This window comes from Colwellia sp. MB02u-10 (genome assembly GCF_014077185.1).
In the GTDB taxonomy this organism is placed as follows: domain Bacteria; phylum Pseudomonadota; class Gammaproteobacteria; order Enterobacterales; family Alteromonadaceae; genus Cognaticolwellia.
In genome coordinates this window covers 209,139-233,910 of the sequence record NZ_JACGVK010000135.1, presented here as the reverse complement: position 1 = coordinate 233,910, position 24,772 = coordinate 209,139, and the positions used below count along the sequence as shown (strand labels likewise).

19 protein-coding genes and 1 riboswitch are annotated in these 24,772 nt (G+C 40.3%); of the genes, 9 read left to right on the top strand and 10 right to left on the bottom strand.

What is annotated here, in order from left to right; genetic code table 11:
* Window positions 1-24: 24 nt before the first annotated feature.
* From H4J59_RS16830 to ald, 5 genes are all read right to left on the bottom strand, one after another.
* The gene (locus H4J59_RS16830; RefSeq protein WP_182241150.1) at window positions 25-726 is read right to left on the bottom strand and encodes an arginyltransferase; all 702 of its coding nucleotides are present in this window, start codon (window positions 724-726) and stop codon (window positions 25-27) included.
* Between the two features lie 596 nt (window positions 727-1,322).
* A complete protein-coding gene (locus tag H4J59_RS16825) occupies window positions 1,323-2,432 on the bottom strand; it encodes a hypothetical protein (RefSeq protein ID WP_182241149.1) in 1,110 nt (369 codons plus the stop codon).
* Window positions 2,433-2,806: 374 nt separating this feature from the next.
* On the bottom strand, window positions 2,807-3,517 hold the full coding sequence (aat, locus tag H4J59_RS16820) for a leucyl/phenylalanyl-tRNA--protein transferase (RefSeq protein WP_182241148.1): 711 nt from the start codon (window positions 3,515-3,517) through the stop codon (window positions 2,807-2,809).
* A 3-nt stretch (window positions 3,518-3,520) separates the two neighbouring features.
* Window positions 3,521-4,480 carry a thioredoxin-disulfide reductase gene (gene trxB / locus H4J59_RS16815; protein ID WP_182241147.1) on the bottom strand — a complete coding sequence of 320 codons (960 nt, stop codon included), beginning with the start codon at window positions 4,478-4,480 and terminating at the stop codon, window positions 3,521-3,523.
* Between the two features lie 226 nt (window positions 4,481-4,706).
* Window positions 4,707-5,828, bottom strand: coding sequence for an alanine dehydrogenase (ald, locus tag H4J59_RS16810; RefSeq protein ID WP_182241146.1), 1,122 nt, complete (start codon window positions 5,826-5,828; stop codon window positions 4,707-4,709).
* A 122-nt stretch (window positions 5,829-5,950) separates the two neighbouring features.
* Between ald and lrp the strand changes: the two genes are divergently transcribed.
* The 7 genes from lrp (at window position 5,951) to H4J59_RS16775 (ending at window position 15,049) form a co-directional block, all read left to right on the top strand.
* Complete coding sequence (gene lrp / locus H4J59_RS16805) at window positions 5,951-6,433, top strand: leucine-responsive transcriptional regulator Lrp (RefSeq protein ID WP_182241145.1); 483 nt, start codon at window positions 5,951-5,953, stop codon at window positions 6,431-6,433.
* Between the two features lie 75 nt (window positions 6,434-6,508).
* On the top strand, window positions 6,509-9,061 hold the full coding sequence (locus tag H4J59_RS16800) for a DNA translocase FtsK (RefSeq protein WP_404852029.1): 2,553 nt from the start codon (window positions 6,509-6,511) through the stop codon (window positions 9,059-9,061).
* 1 nt (window position 9,062) lies between these two features.
* Window positions 9,063-9,833: an outer membrane lipoprotein chaperone LolA gene (lolA, locus tag H4J59_RS16795; RefSeq protein ID WP_182241144.1), complete on the top strand. Its 771-nt coding sequence runs from the start codon at window positions 9,063-9,065 to the stop codon at window positions 9,831-9,833.
* Window positions 9,820-11,175 (top strand): replication-associated recombination protein A, encoded by a 1,356-nt coding sequence (locus H4J59_RS16790; protein ID WP_182241143.1) that lies wholly within the window; start codon window positions 9,820-9,822, stop codon window positions 11,173-11,175. The genes lolA and H4J59_RS16790 overlap by 14 nt, the downstream gene beginning before the upstream one ends.
* The gene (crcB, locus tag H4J59_RS16785; protein ID WP_182136781.1) at window positions 11,168-11,569 is read left to right on the top strand and encodes a fluoride efflux transporter CrcB; all 402 of its coding nucleotides are present in this window, start codon (window positions 11,168-11,170) and stop codon (window positions 11,567-11,569) included. The genes H4J59_RS16790 and crcB overlap by 8 nt, the downstream gene beginning before the upstream one ends.
* Before the next feature lie 25 nt (window positions 11,570-11,594).
* Window positions 11,595-12,875, top strand: coding sequence for a serine--tRNA ligase (serS, locus tag H4J59_RS16780; protein WP_182241142.1), 1,281 nt, complete (start codon window positions 11,595-11,597; stop codon window positions 12,873-12,875).
* 500 nt (window positions 12,876-13,375) lie between these two features.
* A complete protein-coding gene (locus H4J59_RS16775; protein ID WP_182241141.1) occupies window positions 13,376-15,049 on the top strand; it encodes a SulP family inorganic anion transporter in 1,674 nt (557 codons plus the stop codon).
* 259 nt (window positions 15,050-15,308) lie between these two features.
* Here the strand turns inward: H4J59_RS16775 and H4J59_RS16770 are convergent, their stop codons facing one another.
* From H4J59_RS16770 to H4J59_RS16760, 3 genes are read right to left on the bottom strand one after another with little or no spacing between them, the layout of a single operon-like run.
* The gene (locus H4J59_RS16770; RefSeq protein ID WP_182241140.1) at window positions 15,309-15,416 is read right to left on the bottom strand and encodes a DUF2474 family protein; all 108 of its coding nucleotides are present in this window, start codon (window positions 15,414-15,416) and stop codon (window positions 15,309-15,311) included.
* Entirely contained in the window at window positions 15,416-16,420 is a 1,005-nt protein-coding gene (gene cydB, locus H4J59_RS16765) for a cytochrome d ubiquinol oxidase subunit II (RefSeq protein ID WP_182241139.1), read from the bottom strand. The genes H4J59_RS16770 and cydB overlap by 1 nt, the downstream gene beginning before the upstream one ends.
* Window positions 16,410-17,840 (bottom strand): cytochrome ubiquinol oxidase subunit I, encoded by a 1,431-nt coding sequence (locus tag H4J59_RS16760; protein ID WP_182241138.1) that lies wholly within the window; start codon window positions 17,838-17,840, stop codon window positions 16,410-16,412. Before H4J59_RS16760 ends, cydB begins: the two co-directional genes overlap by 11 nt.
* A gap of 130 nt (window positions 17,841-17,970) precedes the next feature.
* Here H4J59_RS16760 and H4J59_RS16755 point away from each other — a divergent pair, with 130 nt between their 5' ends.
* Window positions 17,971-18,453, top strand: a complete 483-nt coding sequence (locus H4J59_RS16755) for an Rrf2 family transcriptional regulator (RefSeq protein WP_182241137.1) — start codon at window positions 17,971-17,973, stop codon at window positions 18,451-18,453.
* 275 nt (window positions 18,454-18,728) lie between these two features.
* Here H4J59_RS16755 and H4J59_RS16750 read toward each other — a convergent pair whose 3' ends face one another.
* Both H4J59_RS16750 and H4J59_RS16745 read right to left on the bottom strand, forming a co-directional pair.
* Entirely contained in the window at window positions 18,729-20,987 is a 2,259-nt protein-coding gene (locus tag H4J59_RS16750) for an EAL domain-containing protein (protein ID WP_259369578.1), read from the bottom strand.
* A complete protein-coding gene (locus H4J59_RS16745; RefSeq protein WP_182241136.1) occupies window positions 20,984-23,569 on the bottom strand; it encodes a chemotaxis protein CheB in 2,586 nt (861 codons plus the stop codon). Before H4J59_RS16745 ends, H4J59_RS16750 begins: the two co-directional genes overlap by 4 nt.
* A gap of 458 nt (window positions 23,570-24,027) precedes the next feature.
* Here H4J59_RS16745 and H4J59_RS16740 point away from each other — a divergent pair, with 458 nt between their 5' ends.
* Window positions 24,028-24,396 (top strand): HIT domain-containing protein, encoded by a 369-nt coding sequence (locus H4J59_RS16740; protein ID WP_182241195.1) that lies wholly within the window; start codon window positions 24,028-24,030, stop codon window positions 24,394-24,396.
* 136 nt (window positions 24,397-24,532) lie between these two features.
* Window positions 24,533-24,647: riboswitch (TPP riboswitch) on the top strand.
* The last annotated feature ends 125 nt before the right edge of the window (window positions 24,648-24,772 follow it).

Below are 24,772 nucleotides of genomic sequence, written 5' to 3'. Positions count from 1 at the left end.
CAGCGCTAATGTAAAGCTATAGTGTTATTTATTTACGGTTTGCCATTGATTTTCGACCAATATTTGGTGGGGATGGTAACGGTTTTTGTAATTCATTTTACTGCATTGCTCTATTTGGTAACCAAGGTAGAGAAACTCTCGTTTAAGTTCAGCTGCAATTTCAATTTGTTTTAAAATTGAAAAAACACCAAGCCCGTGTTTTCTATAGCTTGGGTGATAAAAGGTATAAACCGCTGATAAGCCATTAGGAATGTCATCGGTTACAGCAACACTGATTAATACTTGGTCATGCCAAATTTCAATATAGTATTGCTCGGTAATATTGTTATGGGTAAAACTTTGAAATTGTTCTTCTGATGCTGGAAACATACTGCCATCGCGATGAATAGTATTAATGTATTGCTCGTACAGTGGGTAGTAGTTTTCTTGAACTTTTTTACTTAACCTAACATTGAATAGCTGATTACTTTTTAATAAGCGTTTTTGGCTTCTTGAGGGCTTAAAGTCTTGAACTGGCACACGCAGTGATTGGCATGCTTGGCAGGCAATACAATGGGGACGATAAATATCATTACCACTGCGCCTAAAACCTTGCTGCATTAGCCAGCCATAATGTTCACGATCATGCAGAATGTCATCAACAGCGATTAATAATCGCTCTTCCTGTTCAGGTAGGTAATTACAAGGAAACGACTTTGTAATACCCAGTTTATAATTTAAACTCATTAATACTCTACCCGTAACTGAATTTTTAGATGAAATATAATCATTGCAAAGCAATGTGACTTAATCATTATAGCAATTTTGCCGCCGAATGATGGTGAAATATAAGACCTAATGGATTAAATAATTGACCACGATTCAACGAGAATAACTCGTTCAATTCAAGGCGAGTTATTGATCACTAAATGGCCGTTCATCACCACCTCGGTAATGGTTCACTACATTTATAATCACTGACATCCTGGTGCGAAAAGGTGGCATGAGTAAGTTTTTTTACGATGATGTAAACGGGTAGAGCAATGCAGGACTATATTATCGACCAAGAGCAAGTATATGTCATGGCAAAAAAATAAGCTTACTCGGTAGAACTTTTAACGGTTAGTAATTGATACGTTTATTATAGGGTACTGTGACAGCATAAAGAGGTAAGCAGCTAGTGCTGGTCAACAATGTGATTTTCAGGTTGCCCAATACTTGTTGTGGATTTAAACCACAGTAACAATAATAAATAAGGGTAGTTGTCTTGAAAAACATTTAATATTAGCCATTGTAAATAGCAGGAAGGGTGATTTTTTATCTAGTTTAACAACAGATTTTAGTTAGATTAAATTAACCTCTTTTAAGATTAAATAGGCTTTCTCGAACGCGCCCAGTTGATAGTGTGTTTCTGCAAGCATGCGCATTAATTCCACTTGATCACGTTGCATTTTATAAGACTTTGCAAGTGAAATGGTCTCCAGAAGCAAGGTTTTACACACTTGAAATTCTTTGTTTTGGCATAAGATACTGGCCATATTTTTACGAACATGTATTTTTACTCGCTCTGAAGTACTTGCATCAGCAGCAATAATGGCTTTATGTAAATATCTTTTTGCTTGTGAGTGATTTTCTAAGTTATTTTGATACTCTGATAGCCAAGATAATGAAAACGCTTGATTGAGCTTATTGTTGTCTTTTAAGGCCCAACGATAAGACTTCAGCATTAACTTACCTGCTTCGTCCCAAGCTTGAGTTTCTTGATATATTCGCCCCAGATTATAATAACTAACAGATAAATAATGAGCGCTATTAATTTTTTTATAAATATCATTGGCTTGACCTTGGTATTTTTTAGCTATTCCTATATTACCCAGGCTTTTATTTACGGCGCTAAATCGCTGAAGTATTATTGCTTTATCAAAGACGCTAGGCAGTAATTCTAGATATTTTAACGCTAGGTTTAAATCTTTATTTGCTGCTTCATTATTCTCTAATAAGTGATAGGCAAAAGCTCTTTCTACTAAGGCGGCCACCTTATAGTTTGATAAATTTGATTGTTCTGCTTTGATAACGGCCATATTTGCAGTGGCAAAAAATGCTTTATATTGTCCGCGCTGATAATATCCTCTTGATTGGCTAATCAGCACTCTGGTGTGCCAAGGCTCAATTAACAAGCCTGTTGCTAAAGCCAACTTCGAGTATTTAAGAATACTTTCAGGTTGGTCAATAGCGTAAGCAATATCAGATTGCATGACCATTAGTTTTGCTTTTAAAGTAAGAGGTATGTCTGGATCTGCTAATAAAGCTTCAATTTTATAGAATACAGCGTTTGGATTAACCGTACTTTGTCGGCTAAGCTTTTGCTCAACGTCAGCCATGTCTAAAGAGAAGGCAAAGTTTGAGTGAAACACAACTAAGATTAAATATAACCAATAAAGATTTTTTCTCAATTATTTGTCCTCAATTATCTATCCTTAATTAATGAGTTATGCCAGTGCAATGTTTGATTATAAACTTTATATCAAACTTAAGCGGCTATTAATACTTATAATTATCTTAGCTAGCACATTATTTGAACTGTATGCCTTTGACTAGTATTTATAGCAATTTCATTAAATTATGGCTCACTTGTGCGGGTTAAAATACATCACGGCTTTGGTGCTCGCAATCACAATAATTAGCTATTGCCAATTAAGCAACTTGCCTAGATTTACTGGTGAGTTTAACTTATGGAATACTTTTGATTTTATCTAGGCAAACTATAAAATAATGCTTAACGACAATACTTATTATTAACGACAATGTTATAGGTGGGTATCTTGGATTAAACTAACGTTAGTGCCCTAGGTTGCCAAAAGTTGGCCGGGGTTATGATAGCTTTTGCCGTTACTTGCTGCGTAATAAATTGTTCTCTTGATACTTCAATACAACCCATTGACGCTAAAAAAGGATTCAACATTTGACAGTCAATAAGCTCAATACCTATTGATTTTAGTAAGCTAGCTAAATACACCAAGGCTACTTTTGAGGCATTGCTTTGTCGGTAAAACATTGATTCACCAGAAAAATAGCCGTTAACGGCCACACCATACAATCCACCCACTAATTGCTCATTTTGCCAAACTTCAATCGAGTGAGCCTTACCTTGGTCATGCAGTTTTTTATAAGCTGATAGCATTGGATTGACAATCCAAGTCTCCTCACAGCGAAAGGGGGCATCAGCACATAGCTCAATAACCTGCTTAAAGTCTTTATTGAGTGTGACACTAAAAAGTTCGCGCTTAAGTATTTTTTGTAGCGTTTTATTAATATTAAGCTGAGTAATATTAATAATTCCTCGTGGATTTGGACTCCACCACATCACCGGGTCGCCATCACTAAACCAAGGGAAAATCCCGAGTTGATAAGCTTGAATAATTCGCTGGGGTGATAAGTCATCGCCGAAAGCAAGTAGGCCGTTTGGTTCATCTAAGGCGTTAGATAAATCAGGGAAAGTTGAGCTATTCGAAGATAACCAAGGAATAGCTCGTTTCATTGACTAGCGACTACCTTTTGCGTCGAGGTAACGCTCGGCATCTAGTGCTGCCATACAACCAGCACCAGCTGAAGTAATGGCTTGACGGTATATATGGTCAGCAACATCGCCAGCCGCGTAAATACCTTCAACACTGGTTTGTGTCGCGTTACCATTTGTACCACTTTGAATGGTTAAATAGCCGTTTTTCATCTCAAGTTTACCGTTAAATATATCAGTATTTGGTTTATGGCCAATCGCGATAAAGACACCCATAACATCAAGTTCTTCGGTAGCATCAGACTTCATGTCTTTAAGGCGCAAACCTGTTACACCCATATTATCACCTAGTACTTCGTCTAACGTACGGTCTAGGTGTAATATGATATTACCGTTGGCCACTTTATCCATTAAACGTGTGATCAAAATCTTTTCTGAGCGAAAGGTATCACGACGGTGAATTAAGTGAACTTCAGAGGCAATATTTGACAAATACAAGGCTTCTTCAACCGCGGTATTACCACCACCCACAACAGCAACTTTTTGATTTTTATAGAAAAAACCGTCACAAGTTGCACAAGCAGAAACACCTTTACCCATAAAGGCTTCTTCAGAAGGTAGCCCTAGGTATTGCGCTGAGGCGCCAGTACAGATAATAAGTGCATCACAAGTATAATAGCCAGAATCACCTTTTAATTTGTACGGTTTCTCACTAAAGTCAACTTCATTGATGTGGTCGAAAATAATTTCAGTGTCAAATTTTTCCGCATGTTTTTGCATACGGTCCATTAATGCTGGGCCTGTTAGGTCATCGGCATCACCGGGCCAGTTTTCTACTTCAGTGGTCGTGGTTAATTGACCACCTGGTTCTAAACCTGTGATCATCACAGGTTTTAAATTTGCTCGTGCGGCATAAACAGCTGCGGTATATCCTGCAGGGCCTGAACCCAATATGAGTAACGGGCAATGTCTTGCTTCGCTCATGAACTACTCCAAAAAATAAAATACGTTGATGTGACAATGGTTGGGATTCTAAGTGATTATCTCAAGAGAGCAACAAAGAAATAATTATAATTAATAACTTATTTTGCAAAACTGCAAGGCTATTTTTACAAATGGCCTATAGATTTGTAGTTTTGGCGCTATTAAAGTCACTAATAAAAAAAAGCCGCTATTAACTAGCGGCTTTAAGTATCTTATCCAGTAAAACCTATAACGTTGCTATGGCGTCTTCTGGTCTAACATACTGATAACCTAATACATCAGCAACAGGCTTATAAGTGACTTTTCCACCTAAAACATTCAAACCAGCCATTAAGTGTACGTCATCAAGCATTGCTTGTTTAGCACCCTTATTTGCCAAAGTAACTGTAAATGGCATAGTAGCATTGGTTAAAGCCATAGTTGATGTTCTTGCGACACCACCAGGCATATTAGCGACACAGTAATGAACAACACCATCAACCATATAAGTTGGGTCTTGGTGAGTAGTTGCTTTTGATGTTTCAAAACAACCACCTTGGTCAATGGCAACGTCAACTACAACAGCGCCTTTCTTCATCGTTTTAATGTGTTGTGCCGTAACCAATTTAGGTGCTGCAGCACCAGGGATCAATACTGCACCAATAACTAAGTCAGCTTCAACAATAAGCTGGTCCATAGCATCAGCCGTTGAATAGACTGTTTTTAAGCGACTATCAAATTCTGTATCTAACTGGCGAAGACGTGGCAAAGAGCGATCTAAAATGGTCACATCAGCGCCCATACCAACAGCCATCCGGGCTGCTTGAGTACCAACAACGCCACCACCAATAATAAGTACTTTGGCAGGAGCAACACCAGGTACACCACCTAATAATGCGCCTAAACCGCCTTGTGCTTTTTCTAATGCGTGCGCACCTGCTTGAATAGACATACGGCCAGCCACTTCAGACATGGGTGCTAAAAGAGGTAAGCCACCGTCATGTTGAGTCACTGTTTCGTAGGCAATACAAGTAGCACCAGAAGCAACAAGTAGTTCTGTTTGTTTTGGATCTGGGGCTAAATGTAAGTAAGTAAACAGTACTTGGCCAGGGCGAAGCATTTTACACTCATTGGTTTGTGGTTCTTTTACTTTGATGATCATGTCAGCAGTAGCAAAAATTTCTGCTGCTGTATCAATAATTTTTGCACCGGCGGTAATGTATTGCTCATTATCAAAACCGATTTCTGCACCACCATTATTTTCAACGATAACGTTGTGGCCATTTACAACTAATTCTTTAACACCTGCTGGAGTTAGTCCAATACGGTATTCGTGGTTTTTTATTTCTTTAGGTACGCCAATAATCATAGCTTTATCTCTGTGGTAAAATATGAAGCTAGTATAATGACTTTATGGCGGATTAACCTATCGTTCTTCCTGATAAATTAGGGTATAATTCTGTTATTACTGTATTTTATAGCGAATTATATATGAGTTCATCAACAACTAAAAAAATCGATCGTATAGATAGAAATATTTTGATTGAACTACAAAAAAATGGTCGTTTATCTAATATTGAACTGTCAAAAAGGGTTGGCTTAAGCGCTACACCTTGTTTAGAGCGAGTAAAACGTCTGGAAAACGACAGTTTTATTCTCGGTTATCAAGCCATGCTAAATCCGCAAAAATTAGATGCCGCGTTATTGGTCATTGTTGAAATTACGTTAACCAAAACTAGCCCCGATGTATTTGATGACTTCTCCAAAGCGGTTCATGAATTAGATGTTATTCAAGAATGCCATTTGGTCTCAGGGGATTTTGATTTCTTATTGAAAACACGTGTGGCTGATATCGCCGCTTATCGTGAGTTACTCGGCAATACCTTATTAAGACTGCCTGCTGTGAGTGAAAGTAGAACTTATGTCGTGATGGAAGAGGTAAAATCGTCAAATCTCTTGCCAATAAAGCGCTAATGTTCGGTATTACGTTTTATTTATCGCTAATTTTTGGTATTTTAACCTTAATATAATGATAATTTTTTCAAGAGTGTGCATTTGTCTTCTCCATCTCCAAAATTAAACGGCGTTCAACGTCTTCTCGAAGCAGGACTTTTAGTCTTTTGCGTCTTTGCCATGTTTATCATGTTAGCGCTCTTTAGTTTTGATCCCGCAGATCCTGGTTGGTCACAAACAGGTTATCAAAGTTCTGTACGTAATTTAGGTGGTGCAGTAGGGGCTTATTTATCTGATTTGTTATTAAACTTATTTGGTTTAGTTGCCTACAGTTTACCCTTTGTTATCGCAATTACCGGTTGGCTACTATTTCAAAAATATCACCGATTAATCCGACTAGATTACCTTACACTTGGCTTGAAATTTATTGGTTTTATCCTGTTTTACATCGGCATAACCTCGATTGCGAGTATGAATTTTGACGATGTTTTTTACTTCTCTGCTGGCGGTATTCTAGGGGATGTATTAAGTAACTCACTCTTGCCGTATTTATCATTCATTGGTAGCACCTTGTTATTTGTAACATTTTGCGGTTCAGGATTCGTCTTGCTAACAGGGATTTCGCTGCTTAAGGCTATTGACAGAGTCGGGGAGTACGCCATTATCGCCATTGAATACAGCTTAACAATACCCGCGCTGATCAAGCAACGTTTAGGCGCTAGATCTGAAAAAGAGTCTAAAGCAGCAATATCTGATGACACTGAACAAGCATTACAAGATTTAAATATGGAAAATAATAATGACAGTGATAATGGTGACAGCAGTGTAACTGAGCATTATATTGCTTTTGAGAAAGAGCCTGAAGAAGTAAAAAAAGCGCTGGAGACCATCAGTGATACAGAATATGAGAGTATTTTTGCCAAAAGTGATGACGACAGTGCCTATAACACCCGCGAAAAAGAACCCTATGTCGATATTGACGAGTTAATGGGGGAGCCGCTAGCCATAAATGTGCAAGAACACGTCAGTGCTGATGAAATCGCAGCGGCATTTGAGCCCGTTGAAAAAATCGTTGTTGAAGAGCCGACCACATTGCATGACAAAATTTATCAGCAATTAGAAAATGATAAGCCCGCAGAGCCCAATCATCATGACATGCCGTCATTAGATTTGTTAGATCGTACCGATAGGGTTAAACATCCTATTGATCAAGACCAACTAGACCTAGTTTCTCGCTTAGTGGAAGCAAAGCTTATTGAGTTTGGCATTAAAGCCGAAGTAGTGGGTGTTTTCCCCGGTCCAGTCATTACCCGTTTTGAATTAAACTTAGCACCAGGTGTTAAGGCCAGTAAAATTACCAACCTATCGAAAGATTTAGCCCGTTCCTTATCAGCTAAAAGTGTTCGTGTGGTAGAAGTTATTGAAGGTAAATCAGTTATTGGTATTGAATTACCTAATAAACATCGCGAAACCGTCTTCTTTTCTGATGTGATTGCTTGCGATAAGTTTGCCCATTCAAAATCAAATTTAGCCATGGCCATTGGTAGTGATATATCTGGCGAACCTGTGATTGCTGACCTAGCGAAAATGCCGCATTTATTAGTGGCAGGTACTACAGGATCGGGTAAATCTGTTGCGGTAAATACCATGATTGTCAGTATATTGTATAAATCTTCGCCGGAAGATGTCCGTATGATCATGATTGACCCTAAACAAGTCGAATTATCAGTTTATGACGGTATTCCTCATCTACTTTCTGAAGTGGTCACTGACATGAAAGAAGCTGCTAACGCATTGCGTTGGTGTGTAGGTGAAATGGAACGCCGTTATCAATTAATGTCGAAACTCGGGGTGAGAAATCTTAAAGGCTATAACGACAAAGTCGCTAAAGCCATCGCCGCGGGAGAGCCACTCATTGATCCCTTATGGCAAGCCAGTGATGCTTTTACGCAAACACCTCCTACCTTAGGTAAATTACCATCAATCGTGATTATTGTTGACGAATTTGCTGATATGATGATGATAGTGGGTAAAAAAGTAGAGGAACTGATTGCTCGAATAGCACAAAAAGCCCGTGCCGCAGGTATTCACCTAATTTTAGCCACGCAACGTCCATCAGCCGATGTTATTACTGGCTTAATTAAAGCCAATATTCCAACCCGCATGGCGCTTAGAGTGCAATCTCGTATTGAATCTCGTATTATTCTAGACCAGCAAGGTGCTGACCAGTTATTAGGTATGGGCGATATGTTTTATTTACCGCCAGGTGAAGCTGTACCTATTCGAGTTCATGGTGCCTTTGTGGATGATCACGAAGTGCATGCGGTAGTCAATGATTGGAAATCAAGAGCTGAGCCTAATTATATCGAAGACATTTTGTCAGGCGGTTCAGACCAAGACATTCTTTTACCAGGTGAACAAGCCGACGCCGACAGCAAAGAAGAACTCGATACCTTATATGACGAAGCCATCGCCTTTATTACTGAAAATGGCCGAGTGTCTATTTCCAGTATTCAACGTAAATTTAGAATTGGTTACAACCGTTCAGCCCGTATTGTCGAGCAAATGGAAATACATGGCGTCGTAACCAAACCGGGCAATAATGGCGCACGAGAAGTACTAGCGCCACCGCCAATTAAGGAGCCTTAACATGCCAACCAAGACAAAATTGATAAAAAGTGCTGTGGTCATCACCGCACTTTTTAGTACCGTATTATCAACGACTAGCCTTGCTTTAAGTGCTGAACGTATTGAAAGTGAAGTGATAGCAGAGCTAAAAACCAGTGCAGCGAGCAGTGTAGCAAACAATGCATTTAACATGACGACTAGCAATGTCATGACTCATACTGCTGAAAAAAAGGTCGATGAGAGTAAACGTGAATTAATGGCAATATTAGCTAAAATTGAATTTTTTAGCGCTGAGTTTAATCAGCAAATTTTTGATGAAGCGGGCAATAAATTACAACAAGGTAGCGGGTTACTTGCCGTTAGCAAACCCAATTTAGTTAATTGGCAAACCATTATGCCCGATGAGTCATTGATTGTTTCAGACGGTAAAAACCTCTGGTTTTATGACCCTTTTGTTGAACAGGTCAGTGTCTATACCTTAGAAAGTGCGATAGCCAATACACCTATTTTATTAATCACCAGTAATGACGAGCAGCTGTGGCAAGATTATAGTGTAAAGCAGCTAACAGATAACCGTTACTTGATCAGCGCTAACAATGAAAATTCTCGTGTTAAAAGCTTAGAACTAAGCTTTGTACAAAAGCTTAACCACCTGGAACTTGCCGCGTTTAATATTCTTGATGCCACGGGCCAATTAAGTGTCATTACCTTGATACATCAAGATAAAGCGCCTAAGGCGAGTTTATTTAAGTTTTCTGTTCCCGAAGGTGTTTATTTAGATGATCAACGCTAATGGTTCACTTGATCTAGGTTTTGCTGAAGATGACAGTTTTAAGCCTTTAGCAGCAAAATTAAGGCCTAAATCGCTCGCTGAATATGAAGGCCAAGAACATATCTTAGCTAAAGGCATGCCGTTACCTTTGGCTATCGAGCAAGGTAAGGTGCATTCTCTTATATTTTGGGGGCCACCTGGCACAGGCAAAACCACGATTGCAGAAATTATTGCCAATCACGCTAATGCCGATATTGAACGGGTTTCTGCAGTAACGTCAGGCATTAAAGATATACGACAGGCGATTGAAAATGCCAAAAGTCGTGCTACCCATCAACAACGCAGAACCGTACTATTTGTTGATGAAGTTCATCGTTTTAACAAAAGTCAGCAAGATGCCTTCTTACCGCATATTGAAGACGGTACTATTATATTTATCGGTGCAACCACTGAAAATCCGGCTTTTGAGCTCAATCAGGCGATATTATCGCGAGCCCGGGTTTACACCTTAAAAAAACTCAGTGAAAGCAATCTCAATAATGTGTTGGCCCGTGCGATAAGCTATCAAGAGCAAAGCTCAAGCTTTGAAATTATTATTGACGAGGCAACAAAAAAGCAACTTATTGCTTTGGCAAATGGTGATGCCCGAAGGTTACTTAATCTCTTTGAGAACTGTTTAGAAATTACCAACGTTGAAAATAACCAACAAATACTTAATAAAGCACAGCTCATTCAAGTAGCGGGCAATAAAATTGCCCTTTATGACAAAGGTGGTGATGCCTTTTATGATTTAATTAGTGCTTTTCATAAATCAGTTCGCGGCTCAGACCCTGATGCTGCACTATATTGGTATGCCCGTATTTTAACCGGTGGTGGTGATGCGCTGTATGTTGCTCGTCGGTTGTTAGCGATTGCTAGTGAAGATATTGGCAATGCTGATCCAAGGGCGATACAATTAGCCCTGAATGCCTGGGATACTTTTCAGCGTGTTGGTCCAAGTGAAGGCGAGCGAGCGATTGCCCAAGCTACAGTTTATATGGCCTTAGCGCCGAAAAGTAATGCCGTTTATACCGCATTCAATCAAGCAAAAGCTTTGGCCGCTGCAACTAGTGACCTTGACGTACCGCTACATTTAAAAAATGCGACCAGCGCTATTACTAAAGAACTAGGGCACGGTGGAGAATATCGTTATGCTCATGACGAAGTCGGTGGTTTTGCCGCCGGTGAGAATTACTTTCCAGAAGCAATAGCCCAAACAACACTTTACCAACCCACAGATCGCGGATTAGAAAAGCAATTGCGTGATAAGTTAAATTATTTAAACCAGTTAGACCAACAAAGTGACCAAAAACGATATGACTAATACCCTAAGCAACTTTTATTTATATTTATTTGTCGCCATAGGTGGTGCATTTGGTGCGAGTTTTAGATTTTACATTTCACAATTAATTTTCAATTGGCTCGGAAAAGGATTCCCTTTTGCGACGCTGGCGGTTAATATTTCCGGCTCCTTGATCATGGGAGCACTTTATGGCTTAATTGAACAAGGTGTTATTGAGGTTAGTATTTATCGAACACTTATTGGTATTGGCTTTTTAGGCGCATTTACCACCTTTTCGACCTTCTCATTAGATACCTTGTTATTAATACAACAAGGCGACATATTTAAAGCGACAATAAACATCTTACTTAATGTCAGTTTATGCATTTTTGCAGCGGCATTAGGTATGTATATTGTATCTATTTTTAACAAGTAAATAACAAAGAAAACACTGATATATCATGCTTGATCCAAAATTACTTAGAACAGACATCGAAAATACCGCAACTGAGCTCGCTAAACGCGGATATAAATTAGACACCGCGCAATTAATTATGTTGGAAGAGCAACGTAAAGCGATCCAAATCAGCACGCAAGATTTGCAAAATCAGCGTAACACTCGCTCTAAGTCGATAGGTCAAGCGAAAGCCCGTGGCGAAGATATTCAGCCATTATTGGCTGAAGTGAGTAAACTCGGTGATGAGTTAGAAGCCGCGAAAGAAGCACAAACGCAAGTGTTGGCGCAAATTGACCTTATCGCTTCAGCCATACCTAATTTAATTCATGAGTCAGTGCCTGCCGGTGCAAGCGAAGACGATAATGTAGAAATTAAACGTTGGGGTACGCCACGTGTATTTGACTTTGAAGTAAAAGATCATGTTGACGTTGCCACGGCGCTAGGTAAAGGTTTAGACTTTGAAAGCGGTGCCAAGCTTGCGGGTACGCGCTTTGCTGTTATGCGTGGTCAAATTGCTAAATTACACCGAGCACTAGCACAATTTATGTTAGATGTGCACAGTGAAGAGCACGGCTACCAAGAAATGTATGTGCCTTACTTGGTCAATCATGAGTCTTTATACGGTACCGGCCAGTTACCAAAATTTGGTGAAGATTTATTTCATACCGAACTCAACAATAAAAAACTCTCTTTGATCCCAACTGCTGAAGTTCCGTTAACCAACTTAGTGCGTGACGAAATTGTTGACGAACAAGAGTTGCCCATTAAAATGTGTGCTCATACCCCATGTTTTCGCAGCGAGGCGGGCTCTTATGGTCGTGACATTCGCGGTTTAATTCGCCAACATCAGTTCGACAAAGTTGAAATGGTACAAATTGTTAAACCTGAAGATTCTTTTAAAGCTTTAGAAGAGTTAACTGGTCATGCCGAAAAAATTCTTGAAAAATTAGAACTTCCTTATCGTACTGTTGTGTTATGTACCGGTGACATCGGCTTTAGCGCGACAAAAACTTTTGATATTGAAGTGTGGTTACCTGCACAAAATACCTATCGCGAAATTTCATCTTGCTCAAACATGGCAGATTTCCAAGCCCGTAGAATGCAAGCTAGATATCGCAATAGTGAAACTAATAAGACAGAGCTTGTGCATACACTCAATGGCTCAGGTTTGGCCGTGGGTCGCACACTGGTTGCTGTGATAGAAAACTATCAACAAGCTGACGGTAGTATTAATGTACCAAACGTTTTACAACCTTATATGAAAGGTTGTACCAACATAAACTAATCAGCGTTAATGAAAGTTTTATCATAAAATCCAATACCTAGTTATTGGATTTTTTTTATCTTTTTTTTGACAAACTAAAAGGCAGACTTCTTATCAGCAGACTTTTTATCATAACAGAGCGTGTTGGAAAAACCTTTAACACTATGTTTATTGATGGGGTTTTAATTCATATCAGACAACAGCCAAACATCATAAGTCCTGACCATCGGCAAAGGGCGGTTGAGGTATTTCTCCCTTTTGAAGAAGGCTATGGATGCTGTTATTGTGTCTGGTAGATAAACTAATGGTAGTTTACGAGATATATTTTATCTCGTTTCATCTTAACTATATCTCGGGTAGGATTTGCACACAGTAATGTTTGCCATTTTGGTTTAAGTCACTACTATAAATGTGCCTTATAGTAGTCATCTAAATAGCGTTGATCTAAAGCTATTTTTGTACTTATCTAATTAAAGTTTTGCTAGAATTAGTTAATTTAAACGAAGGCAAGGAATCAAGTTTTGTTTGGTGAGCGCTTTAACGATATAAATATCAAAGGTGACATTTTTGGTGGTGTCACAACCGCTATTATTTCTTTACCCTTGGCACTCGCTTTTGGCGTAGCGTCAGGAGCCGGTGCTGAAGCTGGGCTTTGGGGAGCTATTTTAGTTGGCTTTTTTGCTGCCTTATTTGGCGGGTCAACATCGCTTATCTCCGAGCCTACCGGGCCGATGACAGTGATCATGACCGCTGTGCTTACCAGTATGATGGCGAAATATCCTGAATCAGGCATGGCGATGGCATTTACTGTGGTCATGATGGCGGGTGCCTTTCAAATATTAATCGGCACACTTAAGTTGGGTAAATACATTACCTTAATGCCTTACAGTGTCATATCTGGCTTTATGTCAGGTATCGGTGTGATCTTAATTATTTTGCAACTGTCACCACTTTTAGGCCAAGCGGCCCCAGCCGGTGGAGTTTTAGGTACAATATCAGCACTGCCTAATACTCTATTAAATATTAATTTTAGCGAGTTATTACTTGGCATACTGACCTTAGCGGTATTAATTTTCTTCCCAAAACCGTATCGAAAATACGTGCCTGCACAACTTGTTGCTTTAGTAGCCGTTACTTTATTTTCCATTGTATTTTTTGACATCGACAGTATTCGCCGCATTGGAGAAATTCCTGCAGGTTTACCTTCTTTAGTTATGCCACACTTTACGGCTGACATGTTTATGACTATGGTGGTTGATGCCCTAGTCTTAGGCACGCTAGGCTGTATTGACACTTTATTAACCGCTGTTATCGGTGATTCACTAACGCGCAAAGAGCATGACTCAGATAAAGAGCTACGTGGCCAAGGGCTTGCCAATATGATCTCAGGATTATTTGGCGCTTTACCTGGCGCTGGCGCAACGATGGGCACAGTCACTAATATTCAAGTTGGCGCGCGTTCGCCGTTATCAGGCATGGTGAGGGCACTGGTATTAACACTGGTGGTATTAATTGCTGGTGGTCTAACCGAGCCTATTCCTATGGCCGTATTAGCCGGTATTGCGGTTTATGTTGGTTTAAATATTTTAGATTGGAGCTTTATCCAACGCGCCCATAAAGTCAGCCTACAAGGCATGATGATTATGTATGGCGTTATGTTATTAACCGTGTTTGTTGATTTGATTGTAGCGGTAGGGCTTGGCGTATTTATCTCCAATATCCTCATTATTGAACAGCTGAGTCGAGCACAAGCAAAGCAAGTCAAGGCGATCAGTGACACAGATCAAGATGTGGTACCGCTAACCGATGGTGAACGAATATTATTAGATCGCGCCAATGGTAAAGTGCTGTTTTTTTATCTTTCAGGGCCAATGATTTTTAGCGTCTCAAAAGCTATTGCGCGTCAACATAGCCGTGTCAGTGATTATGAAGCGATGATCCTTGATTTAACCGACGTACCTATGTTTGATGTCACCGTGGGTTTGGCGCTTGAAAATGTGATTAAAGATGCCCGAGAGGCAAATTGTGAGGTGTTCCTACTCTGCCCAAATCAGCAAACGCGAAAACAATTAGAAAAATTTGAGTTATTAGCTATGGTGCCGACAGAAAATACTTATACCTATCGACATGAAGCCCTACAAGCGGCATTAAATTATGTTGAAAAACGCACACTTAATCTTAATACGATCAGTTAATCAAATATTTTATGCTCCATTGACCGATGCTTTTGATATATAAAGGCTGCTGAATTTATTCAGCAGCCTTTTATTTTTTGCCTCACTAGCGTACTTTCACTCCAAGGCTGCTATGAACACTCATACCAAATTGATTAATTATTTGCTTATGCCTAATGGTTAAAATGTAGTTCTGTGATGGACGGCTCAGCAACCAAAACCTGCTCGGTTTAATTTAACAAACCAAGCAAGTTTTAGTCAGACCCGATACACCAAACCGTTAAATAATTGCTGACTTTATCAGCATAGCCACAATGCCTAGTGCTAAAACCCCAGCAAGCCAAATACCAACAAACCAAGCTAGTTTTTTCCATTTTTGCCAAGCCATTAGTGATAGCCATCTTCAGGTTTTACTTTGCCCCGGAACACCCAATATGCATAAGCGGTATAGATCAAAATAAGTGGTACTAAAACCATCGTTCCCACCAGCGTGAACTTTAAACTTGAATCAGGCGCTGCTGCTTCAGCAATTGTTAGACTTGGCGGTACAATATTAGGGTAAAAACTAACAAGAATACCGATGAAACTGAGGACAAATAAGCCCAGTGAGGCGAGAAATGGTTGCGCTTCTTTGTTTTGTTTCAACCCCATAAATAGCAACCAAGTACACAGCCCGACTAAAGCGGGAACCAACACACTAAAAATGCTACCTGGCAGTGTGAACCAACGTTGAAAATAAGCGGGGTCTTTGAACGGGGTGAGGATACTGACAACACCAATAAAACCTAGGGTAGCAATGCCTAACCATTTTGCATAACCGCGCATTCTAGCTTGTAGTTCACCTTCTGTTTTCATAATTAACCAAGTGGAGCCCAGCAAGCCGTAGCCAATGACAACGGCACAGCCGGTTAATAGTGAGAACGGGGTTAGCCAATCCCACCAGCCTCCAGCGTAGGCGCGGTTTGCCATTTCAATACCTTGCACCAAGGCTCCGAGCGAAATACCTTGAGTAAAGGCTGCTATAACCGAGCCTGCGAAGAAGGCAAAGTCCCAAACAGGCTTCCAACGAACGGTTCGCCAGCGATATTCAAAGGCAACACCTCTGAAAATCAATGCTAACAGCATCAGTATGATAGGCATATACAAGGCTGGCATAATAACGGCATAGGCTAGAGGGAAAACAGCAAATAAACCACCGCCTCCCATGACTAACCAAGTTTCATTACCGTCCCAAACCGGGGCAATGGTATTCATCATAACGGATTTGTCTTGCTCTGATTTAGCCGACGGAAACAAAATACCTATGCCCAGATCAAAGCCATCTAAAATGACATAAGTGAGTACGGCGAAGGCGATAATCATCGCCCAGATAAACGATAATTCAAATTCCACGATTGTCTCCTTGCGCACCTGACTTAAGGTCTGCGTCAGTTGTTGCAATAAATTGGTTTTGCGCGGTCCGGATAGGGCCGTCATTTATCTCAAGACCTGACGTAGCTGTCGGTTTATTCATCAGTCTTAATATATAAAAAGTACCTGCACCAAAGACAAAGAAATAAACGATGATAAATGCGATTAGCGATACCGCAACCGCAGGCGCATCAATTGGTGCAAGACTGTCGGTTGTACGCAATAGTCCATAAACGGTAAAAGGTTGACGGCCTACTTCAGTAGTAACCCAGCCTGCCAGCACGGCAACAAATCCCATGGGGCCCATAACAATTGCCGCCCGCTTTAACAAATCGTCATCATAAAGCTTGCCGCGAATGCGTCGCCATAAACTCCATACGCCGAGACCTAACATGGCAAAGCCTAGTAAAATCATAATACGGAAGCTCCAGAATATCACTGCAACAGGGGGTTCGTCTTCATCAGGAATAGTATCTAAACCTGCAAGCGGGGCGTTTAAGTCATGCTTTAAGATCAAGCTAGAGAGTTTGGGTATCTGAATAGCGTAATCAATCCTTTTTTCTTCTGGGTTAGGAATGCCAAATAAGATCAGCGGTCCACCCTCTGGGTGGCTGTCATAGTGTCCTTCCATCGCCATCACTTTGACGGGTTGATACTCTAAAGTGTTTAAACCGTGAAAGTCACCCACAACAATTTGTAAAGGAGCGACAACAATTAACATCCACATCGCCATTGAAAACATACGACGTGCAGCAGCATCAGCCTTGTTTCTTAGTAGGTGTAATGCACCAACAGCACCAACCACTAGCGCGGTTGTCAGAAAGGCAGCCATGACCATGTGTACTAAACGGTACGGAAACGAAGGGTTGAAAACAATCTGCCACCAGTCTTCTGGAATAAATTGCCCTACGTCATTAATGCTATAGCCAACAGGCGTTTGCATCCACGAGTTGACCGATAAAATCCAAGTGGCTGACATCAAAGTGCCAAAGGCGACCATACACACTGCAAACATGTGTAGTCCATTACCCACGCGCTCACGTCCAAACAAAGCGATGCCTAAAAACCCCGCCTCTAAGAAGAAGGCCGAGAGTACTTCATAGGCCATGAGTGGCCCAAGTATTGACCCAGTTTTGTCTGCAAACACCGACCAGTTAGTGCCAAATTGATACGACATCACAATACCGGAAACTACGCCCATGCCAAAGGCAACTGCGAAAATTTTCTTCCAGTAGTTAAACAAAAAAAGGTAGGTTTGATCATGTGTTTTTAGCCATAAGCCATTTAACACAGCTAAATAACTGGCCACTCCGATCGAAAAGGCTGGGAATATAATATGGAAGGAGACGGTGAATGCAAACTGCATTCTGGCAAGCGTCTCCGCAGTAAAGCTTTCCAACATAACTATAGCACTTATATAAGTTGTATTTTAAATGTATGTTAAACTGATGTGGCAATAAAAGCAATATTGAAAATATAACTTTTAAATGTGACAATCAATAAAAGCCCAACATAAAAATAGAGAGCACCTGATGAAATTAACCAGTTATACCAACTATGCGATGCGTTGTTTACAGTTGGCCGCACTTAAAGCCCCTGAACTAGTGCGGGTAGATGACGTGGTTTTCATTCATGGCGTGTCACGTCCACACATTGTCAAAGTGGTGCACGAGCTAGGCAAAGCCGGTTATTTAGAAACAGTGCGAGGACGTAATGGTGGCTTTCGGTTAAGCCGCCCGGCAGAAGAGATCATTGTTGGTGATGTTGTGCGTCTCACCGAAGGACCACTAGATGTAGTGGAATGTTTTAACCCTGAGAAAAACACCTGCCCGTTGATTGGTATTTGCAAGCTATCTAAAAAAATTCAGGAAGCAACTCATGCATTTATGGCTGTGCTAGATGGTGTCACTATTGCTGACATTTCTGCGAATCGTATTCCGCTACTAAAGCGTATCGATTTGTTAGAAATCACTGGAAAACCAGCAATTTTTGCAAAGTCAGACCATGCTAATTGATACCCTTCACAAGTGAGGAATAACTTAATGTGATTGCTATTAAATGGCGGTAAGGCAGGAGAGAATACAATCGCTAGTTTATGATATTGGCAACAATGAAGGAGATGACTGTAGGGTATTTACAGGTGAAAAATTAATAAATTTTTTGGCGATAAGCTGTTTCTTTGGTTTTTCCATATAGTGCTACAACCATGAAGTGCTGCAGCCATAAAGTGGGCTTAAGGTTACCTGCACTTTTATAGAAAAAAAGACCTGTTACTGCGAGGTTTTTAAGCTTATTGCGTTTGCCAACTCACATCAGGATTCCACTGATCAACCCAAGCAGGAATATCGCTTGCTGGCATAGGTTTGGCAATACCATTACCTTGAGCTAAGTCACAGCCCAGTTCTAGTATAGCCTTGCAATGTTCAATCGATTCAACACCTTCAGCAATTACGCCGCGTTTGAATGACTTAGCTAAAGCAATCACGCTTTCAACAATAGCCAAATCGTCAACGTCAATTAGCATGTCTCGTACAAAACTCTGATCTATCTTAATCATGCTGGCGGGTAAACGCCTAAGATAAGTGAGTGATGAATAGCCGGTGCCAAAATCATCCAAGGCAAAGTTTACACCCAGCGCGATACAGTCATGCATGATGTTTGAGATGTGGTGAATATCATCTAACGCGCTGGTTTCCAATACTTCTAGTTCTAAATAGTGAGGTTCAACATCGGGGTGGGCTGCTAGTAGTGAGGTTAAGGTCTGTGTAAATCTAGGCTGTTGTAATTGAACCGCAGCAATGTTTACACTTATGTTTAGGAGGCTAAGGCCCATTTTTTGCCATGCGCTGATTTGTCTCAGTGCACTATCAATAACCCATTCACCCACCTCAATATTCATCGGATTATTTTCAATCATGGGTAAAAAATCGATAGGGTTTAATAACCCTCGTTGAGGATGTTGCCAGCGAATAAGCGCTTCAACACCTATCACTATGCCAGTCTTCATATTAACCTTAGGCTGATAATGAAGAACAAATTGATGATGGTCTAAGGCATTACGAATAGCTTCTAGGTTTTCCTGATGCAGTCTAACCGCGTCATCTTGAGCGGTATCAAACAAATGATAACAATTTTTACCCGACCCTTTAGCTACATACATAGCTTGATCGGCATGGCGTACTAGCTGGTCAGCATTGGCATTATCTTGTGGGTAAATCGTTATGCCAATACTGGCTGATAAATTAAAGATAACATTATTGACAGTAATTGGCTCAGACGCGGATAATAACAAGCGTTCTAATACTGGCTCACAATCTTCAACTTTGTCTAAATCAGTTAATACGGCCACAAACTCATCACCGCCAATACGGGCTAAGGTATCACCCTCGCGCAACGCTTCTTTCATACGAACTGAGAGGGCAATGAGTAGGTCATCACCCACGTCATGGCCATGCATATCATTAACCGCTTTAAAACCGTCTAAATCTAGAAAAACCACGGCAAGTAAATGTTTGTGACGACGGCACTGCAACATGGCTTGAGATAATCGGTCAGCCAGTAATACTCGATTGGGTAAGTTAGTCAGTACATCGTAATGAGCTATTCTCTCTAGTTGAGTTTGATGCTCTTTCATCGGGGTGATATCGTTAGATAAGGCGATATAATGGGTCGCGATACCCTGTTCATTGAACACCGCACTAATGGTAGTCATTTCAACATACACTTCACCATTTTTACGTCTGTTCCAAATTTCACCAGACCAATTACCATCTTTTTGCAGTGCTTGATAAATGCTGGAAAAAAATTCAGGGGTCTCCTTACTTGATTGGAGAAAACGCGGGTTTTGCCCAATAGCCTCTTCACGACTATAACCTGTTATACGGGTGAAACTGTCGTTAACATCGATAATAATAGCATTATTATCGGTAATCGTGATGCCTTCTCTAGCATAAGTAAAGACACTGGCGGCCAGTTTTTGCTCATTCTCAGCTTGTTTTCTTTCGGTAACGTCAATCAGTGCGGCAAGACAGTCAGTGTCTGTAATGCCCAGATTAGCTTCGATATTTAGCCAACGTGTCGTCTTGTTAACGCGAACTAAGATCTCAAAAGATTGTATGCCCTTATGCTGAAATACTTTTGCCAGACAATCATTAAAACTATGGCGATGGGGTATTGTGACGTAATTGACAAAGCTTTTTCCTACTAAGTGAACGCGATCAATACCCAATAAGTTCGCACCTCGTAAATTGACCTGAGTAATTTTACCTTTCAGATCAAAAGCAAAATAAGCAATGGGTGCAAACTCAAATAACTCAGTGTAACGATAATGTAACTTTTCAGTTATCCGCGCTTGTTGTAACTCATCATTTTGCATTTCCAATTCAATTTGATGAACTTGCAGTTCGTGTAACAGCTTTTGGGTATCATTTTCTATAAGAACAGCTTGTTTGTTGTCCTTGTTTTTTTTCACTTGTGTTTCAGCAAGCTGGCGCAACCCTTCAGGTGAGAGTTGCGCTAACAGTTTGGGTGACTGTGTAGGCTTGGTCATATAGTTGGCTTTATTTTACGTAACTGTGACTCAAGCAACTTGGCTTCGCTAATATCAGTGAAGGTAATGACTACGCCGTCAATCACGTTTTCTTGTGTGCAATAAGGCATAATGCGTACCCTAAACCAACGTTCATTGTTGGCGGTTATTTCTTTTTCTATGAAAATCAGTGTGTCTAATACTTCCCGCGCATCTTTTTGTAGTGCAGTATAATCGAGCTCAGTAACTACGTCAGACAGTGGTCGACCGACATCACTAGGGATCAGCTTAAATAGGTGGGTGGCGTAGTTGGTGAATCGTCTTACACGTAACCCATTATCGAGAAACACTGTCGCTATTTCTGTGCTATTAAGCAGGTTTTTCATGTCGTTGTTGACCCATGACAAATCATCAACTTTAGATTGTAGTTCGGTATTAACCGTTTGCAACTCTTCATTCATTGACTGCATTTCTTCTTTAGAAGTGGTCAATTCTTCATTGGTGGATTGTAATTCCTCATTGGTGGATTGTAACTCTTCATTGCTAGACCTGAGTTCTTCTTGTGCCGCCTGCATTTGTTCGCGAGTTGCTTGTATCTCGTCGCGCGCATGTTGCAGTTCTAACTGATTATTTTCTTCTGCTTTACCCCGATTTTTACTCGGCTGTATGGTTGGTGTTAACACCTTGGTAAAAACCACCATCAGCAAACCCATCAAAGCTTTTGGCTTAGCAATTGATTGCACCGTTAAGTTAATCGTTTCTTTGCCTACCATCAGGTTTTCAATAATAATTGGCTCTACTTGTGTCTGCGCTTTCTTCATCGCGAGGTTAAGGTGCATGAGTAGCTCCTCACGTGCCATCACGTGAATATTCCAATTAGCCTTACCTGCTGATGCTTCTAAATATTTACCCGTGCGACCATTGATATAAATAATATCACCGGCAGCATTAACCAATACCGCTGCAGGCGAGTAATTTTGTAGTAGGATTTGGTCTGCCTGCGTTTGTAGGTTAATGATGTCTTTACTCATATCGCGGGTTCTCTTGGGTTCATTGTGTATCACAGATATAACAGGAAATATTCTTGAGGGAAAGTCAACTTCCATTCGTTGTTTGGAAATGTCGGTACGGGTAAAAATCCGTGCATTATCGTTAAGTGCTAAGAACAAGTGGGTAAAATTACCTATGGTTTCGGCATTGCCCAACATTAAAATACCGTGAGAATTCAATGTGTAGTGGAACAATGGAATTAATTTTTTTTGTAATTCTGGCCCAAGGTAAATCAGCAGATTACGGCAGGTAACAATATCTAACTTGGTAAATGGTGGATCCATGATGATATTTTGAGGTGCAAAGATGATCATGTCACGTATCCTCTTATTGATACGATAACCTCTATCATCTTTAACGAAATAACGCTCCAGTTGTGTCGGCGTTATATCCGCCTTAATGCTTGCTGGATAAAAGCCTTGCCGAGCAACATTGATAGCATCTTGATCAAGATCGGTCGCAAAAATTTGTAGTTTAAAGCGCGCTTTAGGCTTAACCTCATCTAAGAAATCCATCACAGTCATGGCGAGTGAATAAGCCTCTTCACCGGTCGAGCAGGCAGTAACCCAAGCTCGAAGTTCTTTACCTTCAGGATAGTTTTCTAATAGTGTTGGCAGTGAGCTTGACTTGAGTTGCGCCCAAACGTCTTTATCACGAAAGAAATTGGTTACCCCAATTAACAGTTCTTTAAATAATAGGTCTTGTTCTTGTGAATTCTCTCGCAGATAACGTGCATAAAGCGCTATATCTTCAAGTTGATGTAGGTTCATACGCCGTTCAATACGACGATAGATGGTGTTTTTCTTGTACAGTGAGAAGTCGTTTCCTGTGCGTTCACGCAAGATAATAACGATCTGTTCCAATGCGCTTTTTGATTTAATTTCTAACCTTGGTTCAATATCCTTTGGAGCAATACGATGGTCATGTTTGAGCCCACTGAGTATGTGTTCGGGTAATTCTTTAGCGGGGGCAACGATGTCGACTAATTCTGCATTAATGGCGCTTTGAGGCATGGAAGAAAATTTTGCAAATTCAGGCGACTGGGCCAGAGATAGTCCAGCATTTTGTTTGATGGCGCGTAAACCTAGGGTGCCATCAGAACCCATGCCAGAAAGAATAATGGCCACAGCATGTTCGCGCTGATCACTGGCAAGCGATCGAAAGAAAAAATCAATCGGTAAGCGTAATCCTCTGCTAAGCACGGGCTCAAACAAAAATAATGAGCCGTGCAGAATGGATAAATCTTTGTTAGGAGGGATCACATAAACACAATTTTGCTCTACTTTCATGTGGTTGCGAGCTTCTTTGACTATCATTTGCGTAGTACGTTGCAACAACTCAGCCATGATGCCTTTGTGAGAGGGATCTAGGTGCTGGATAACGACAAAGGCCATATCGCAAGGGGTTTGCACCTGAGTAAAAAAGTCTTCCAATGCTTCTAAACCGCCCGCAGAAGCACCGATGCCGACAATATTTGATGGTTTTTTTAGGGCATTCAACTGACGGGAGTCACTGGCAATATTTGATTTTGTGGTTTTTATTTTACTTTTCATTAAGGTATATTTATTTTTTGCTCCATTGCATTATAATAAACTAATATATTAAGTAGTGTGTAATTAATTTTGGAAAATTTTTTATAAAAAACTTTGTACTTTTCCCCGTGTTTTGCTCTTGTGTCGATGTTAACACAATGAGCTTAAAACACGTAAGATAGAAGTATTTTCACTAGTAACTTTTCACCATGTGCTAAAGAATAACGACACTTAAAATAGCCATGTTAAAAGGGCGCGATAAAGTTTCAGTCAAGTTGTGTTTTATGAACGTTATTCCTATTTTTATTGAGGCGGGTATATCCGGCTTTGAATCAGCACCAAATAAGCTATTCAAGCAGGAAAAAATACAATGACCCTGTAACAGATTATGTAACAGGCTCGAATTATATGGCTTTGTTATTTGCTTAACTTACCGTTAAACTAATCAACCAACATACCTATGATAAAAAGACTAGATGATGGCTGATAAAAGCACAGCAGAAGAAACTATATTTTCAAAAATTATTCGCCAAGAAATTCCAGCACCATTACTTTTTCAAGATGATCTTGTGTCGGCGTTTCGTGATATTACTCCACAAGCTAAAAGTCATATTTTAATTGTGCCTAATAAAATCATTCCAACGGTTAATGATATTGAAGCAGAGGACGAGCTAACTATTGGCCGTATGTTTACTGTTGCGAAGAAACTGGCACAAGCAGAGGGAATAGCAAAAGACGGTTACCGTTTGATCATGAATTGTAATCAACACGCTGGCCAAGAGGTTTATCACATTCATCTGCATTTAGTAGGGGGAGAACCGTTAGGTAGAATGTTAAACCCTAAGTAAATTAATTGCTGAATCAGTATGTTATTAGACAAAGTTATGACTTATCACCCATAGCTCAAGTTAAGATAAGGCAATATAAAGTTTTGGTTTATTTAGATTTTACGCTGTACTTTTAAACAAATATTGTTAGTATGCATATCGAACCAAGGGGTGCCTGAAAATTGTTTACAATTTTAATGGCTGAGATGCGAAGCGAACCCTTAGAACCTGAACCGGATAGTACCGGCGTAGGAATGGTTAAGCTAATCGCATTACCGTTATGTAACTTTATACTTTTTAGGCATTACTCGCTTGCTAACTATAATGCTACAGATTAATACCGAGTAGCTATCTCACTTCCCCATGCCGGATCCCATAACGTATTCCTAATCGAATT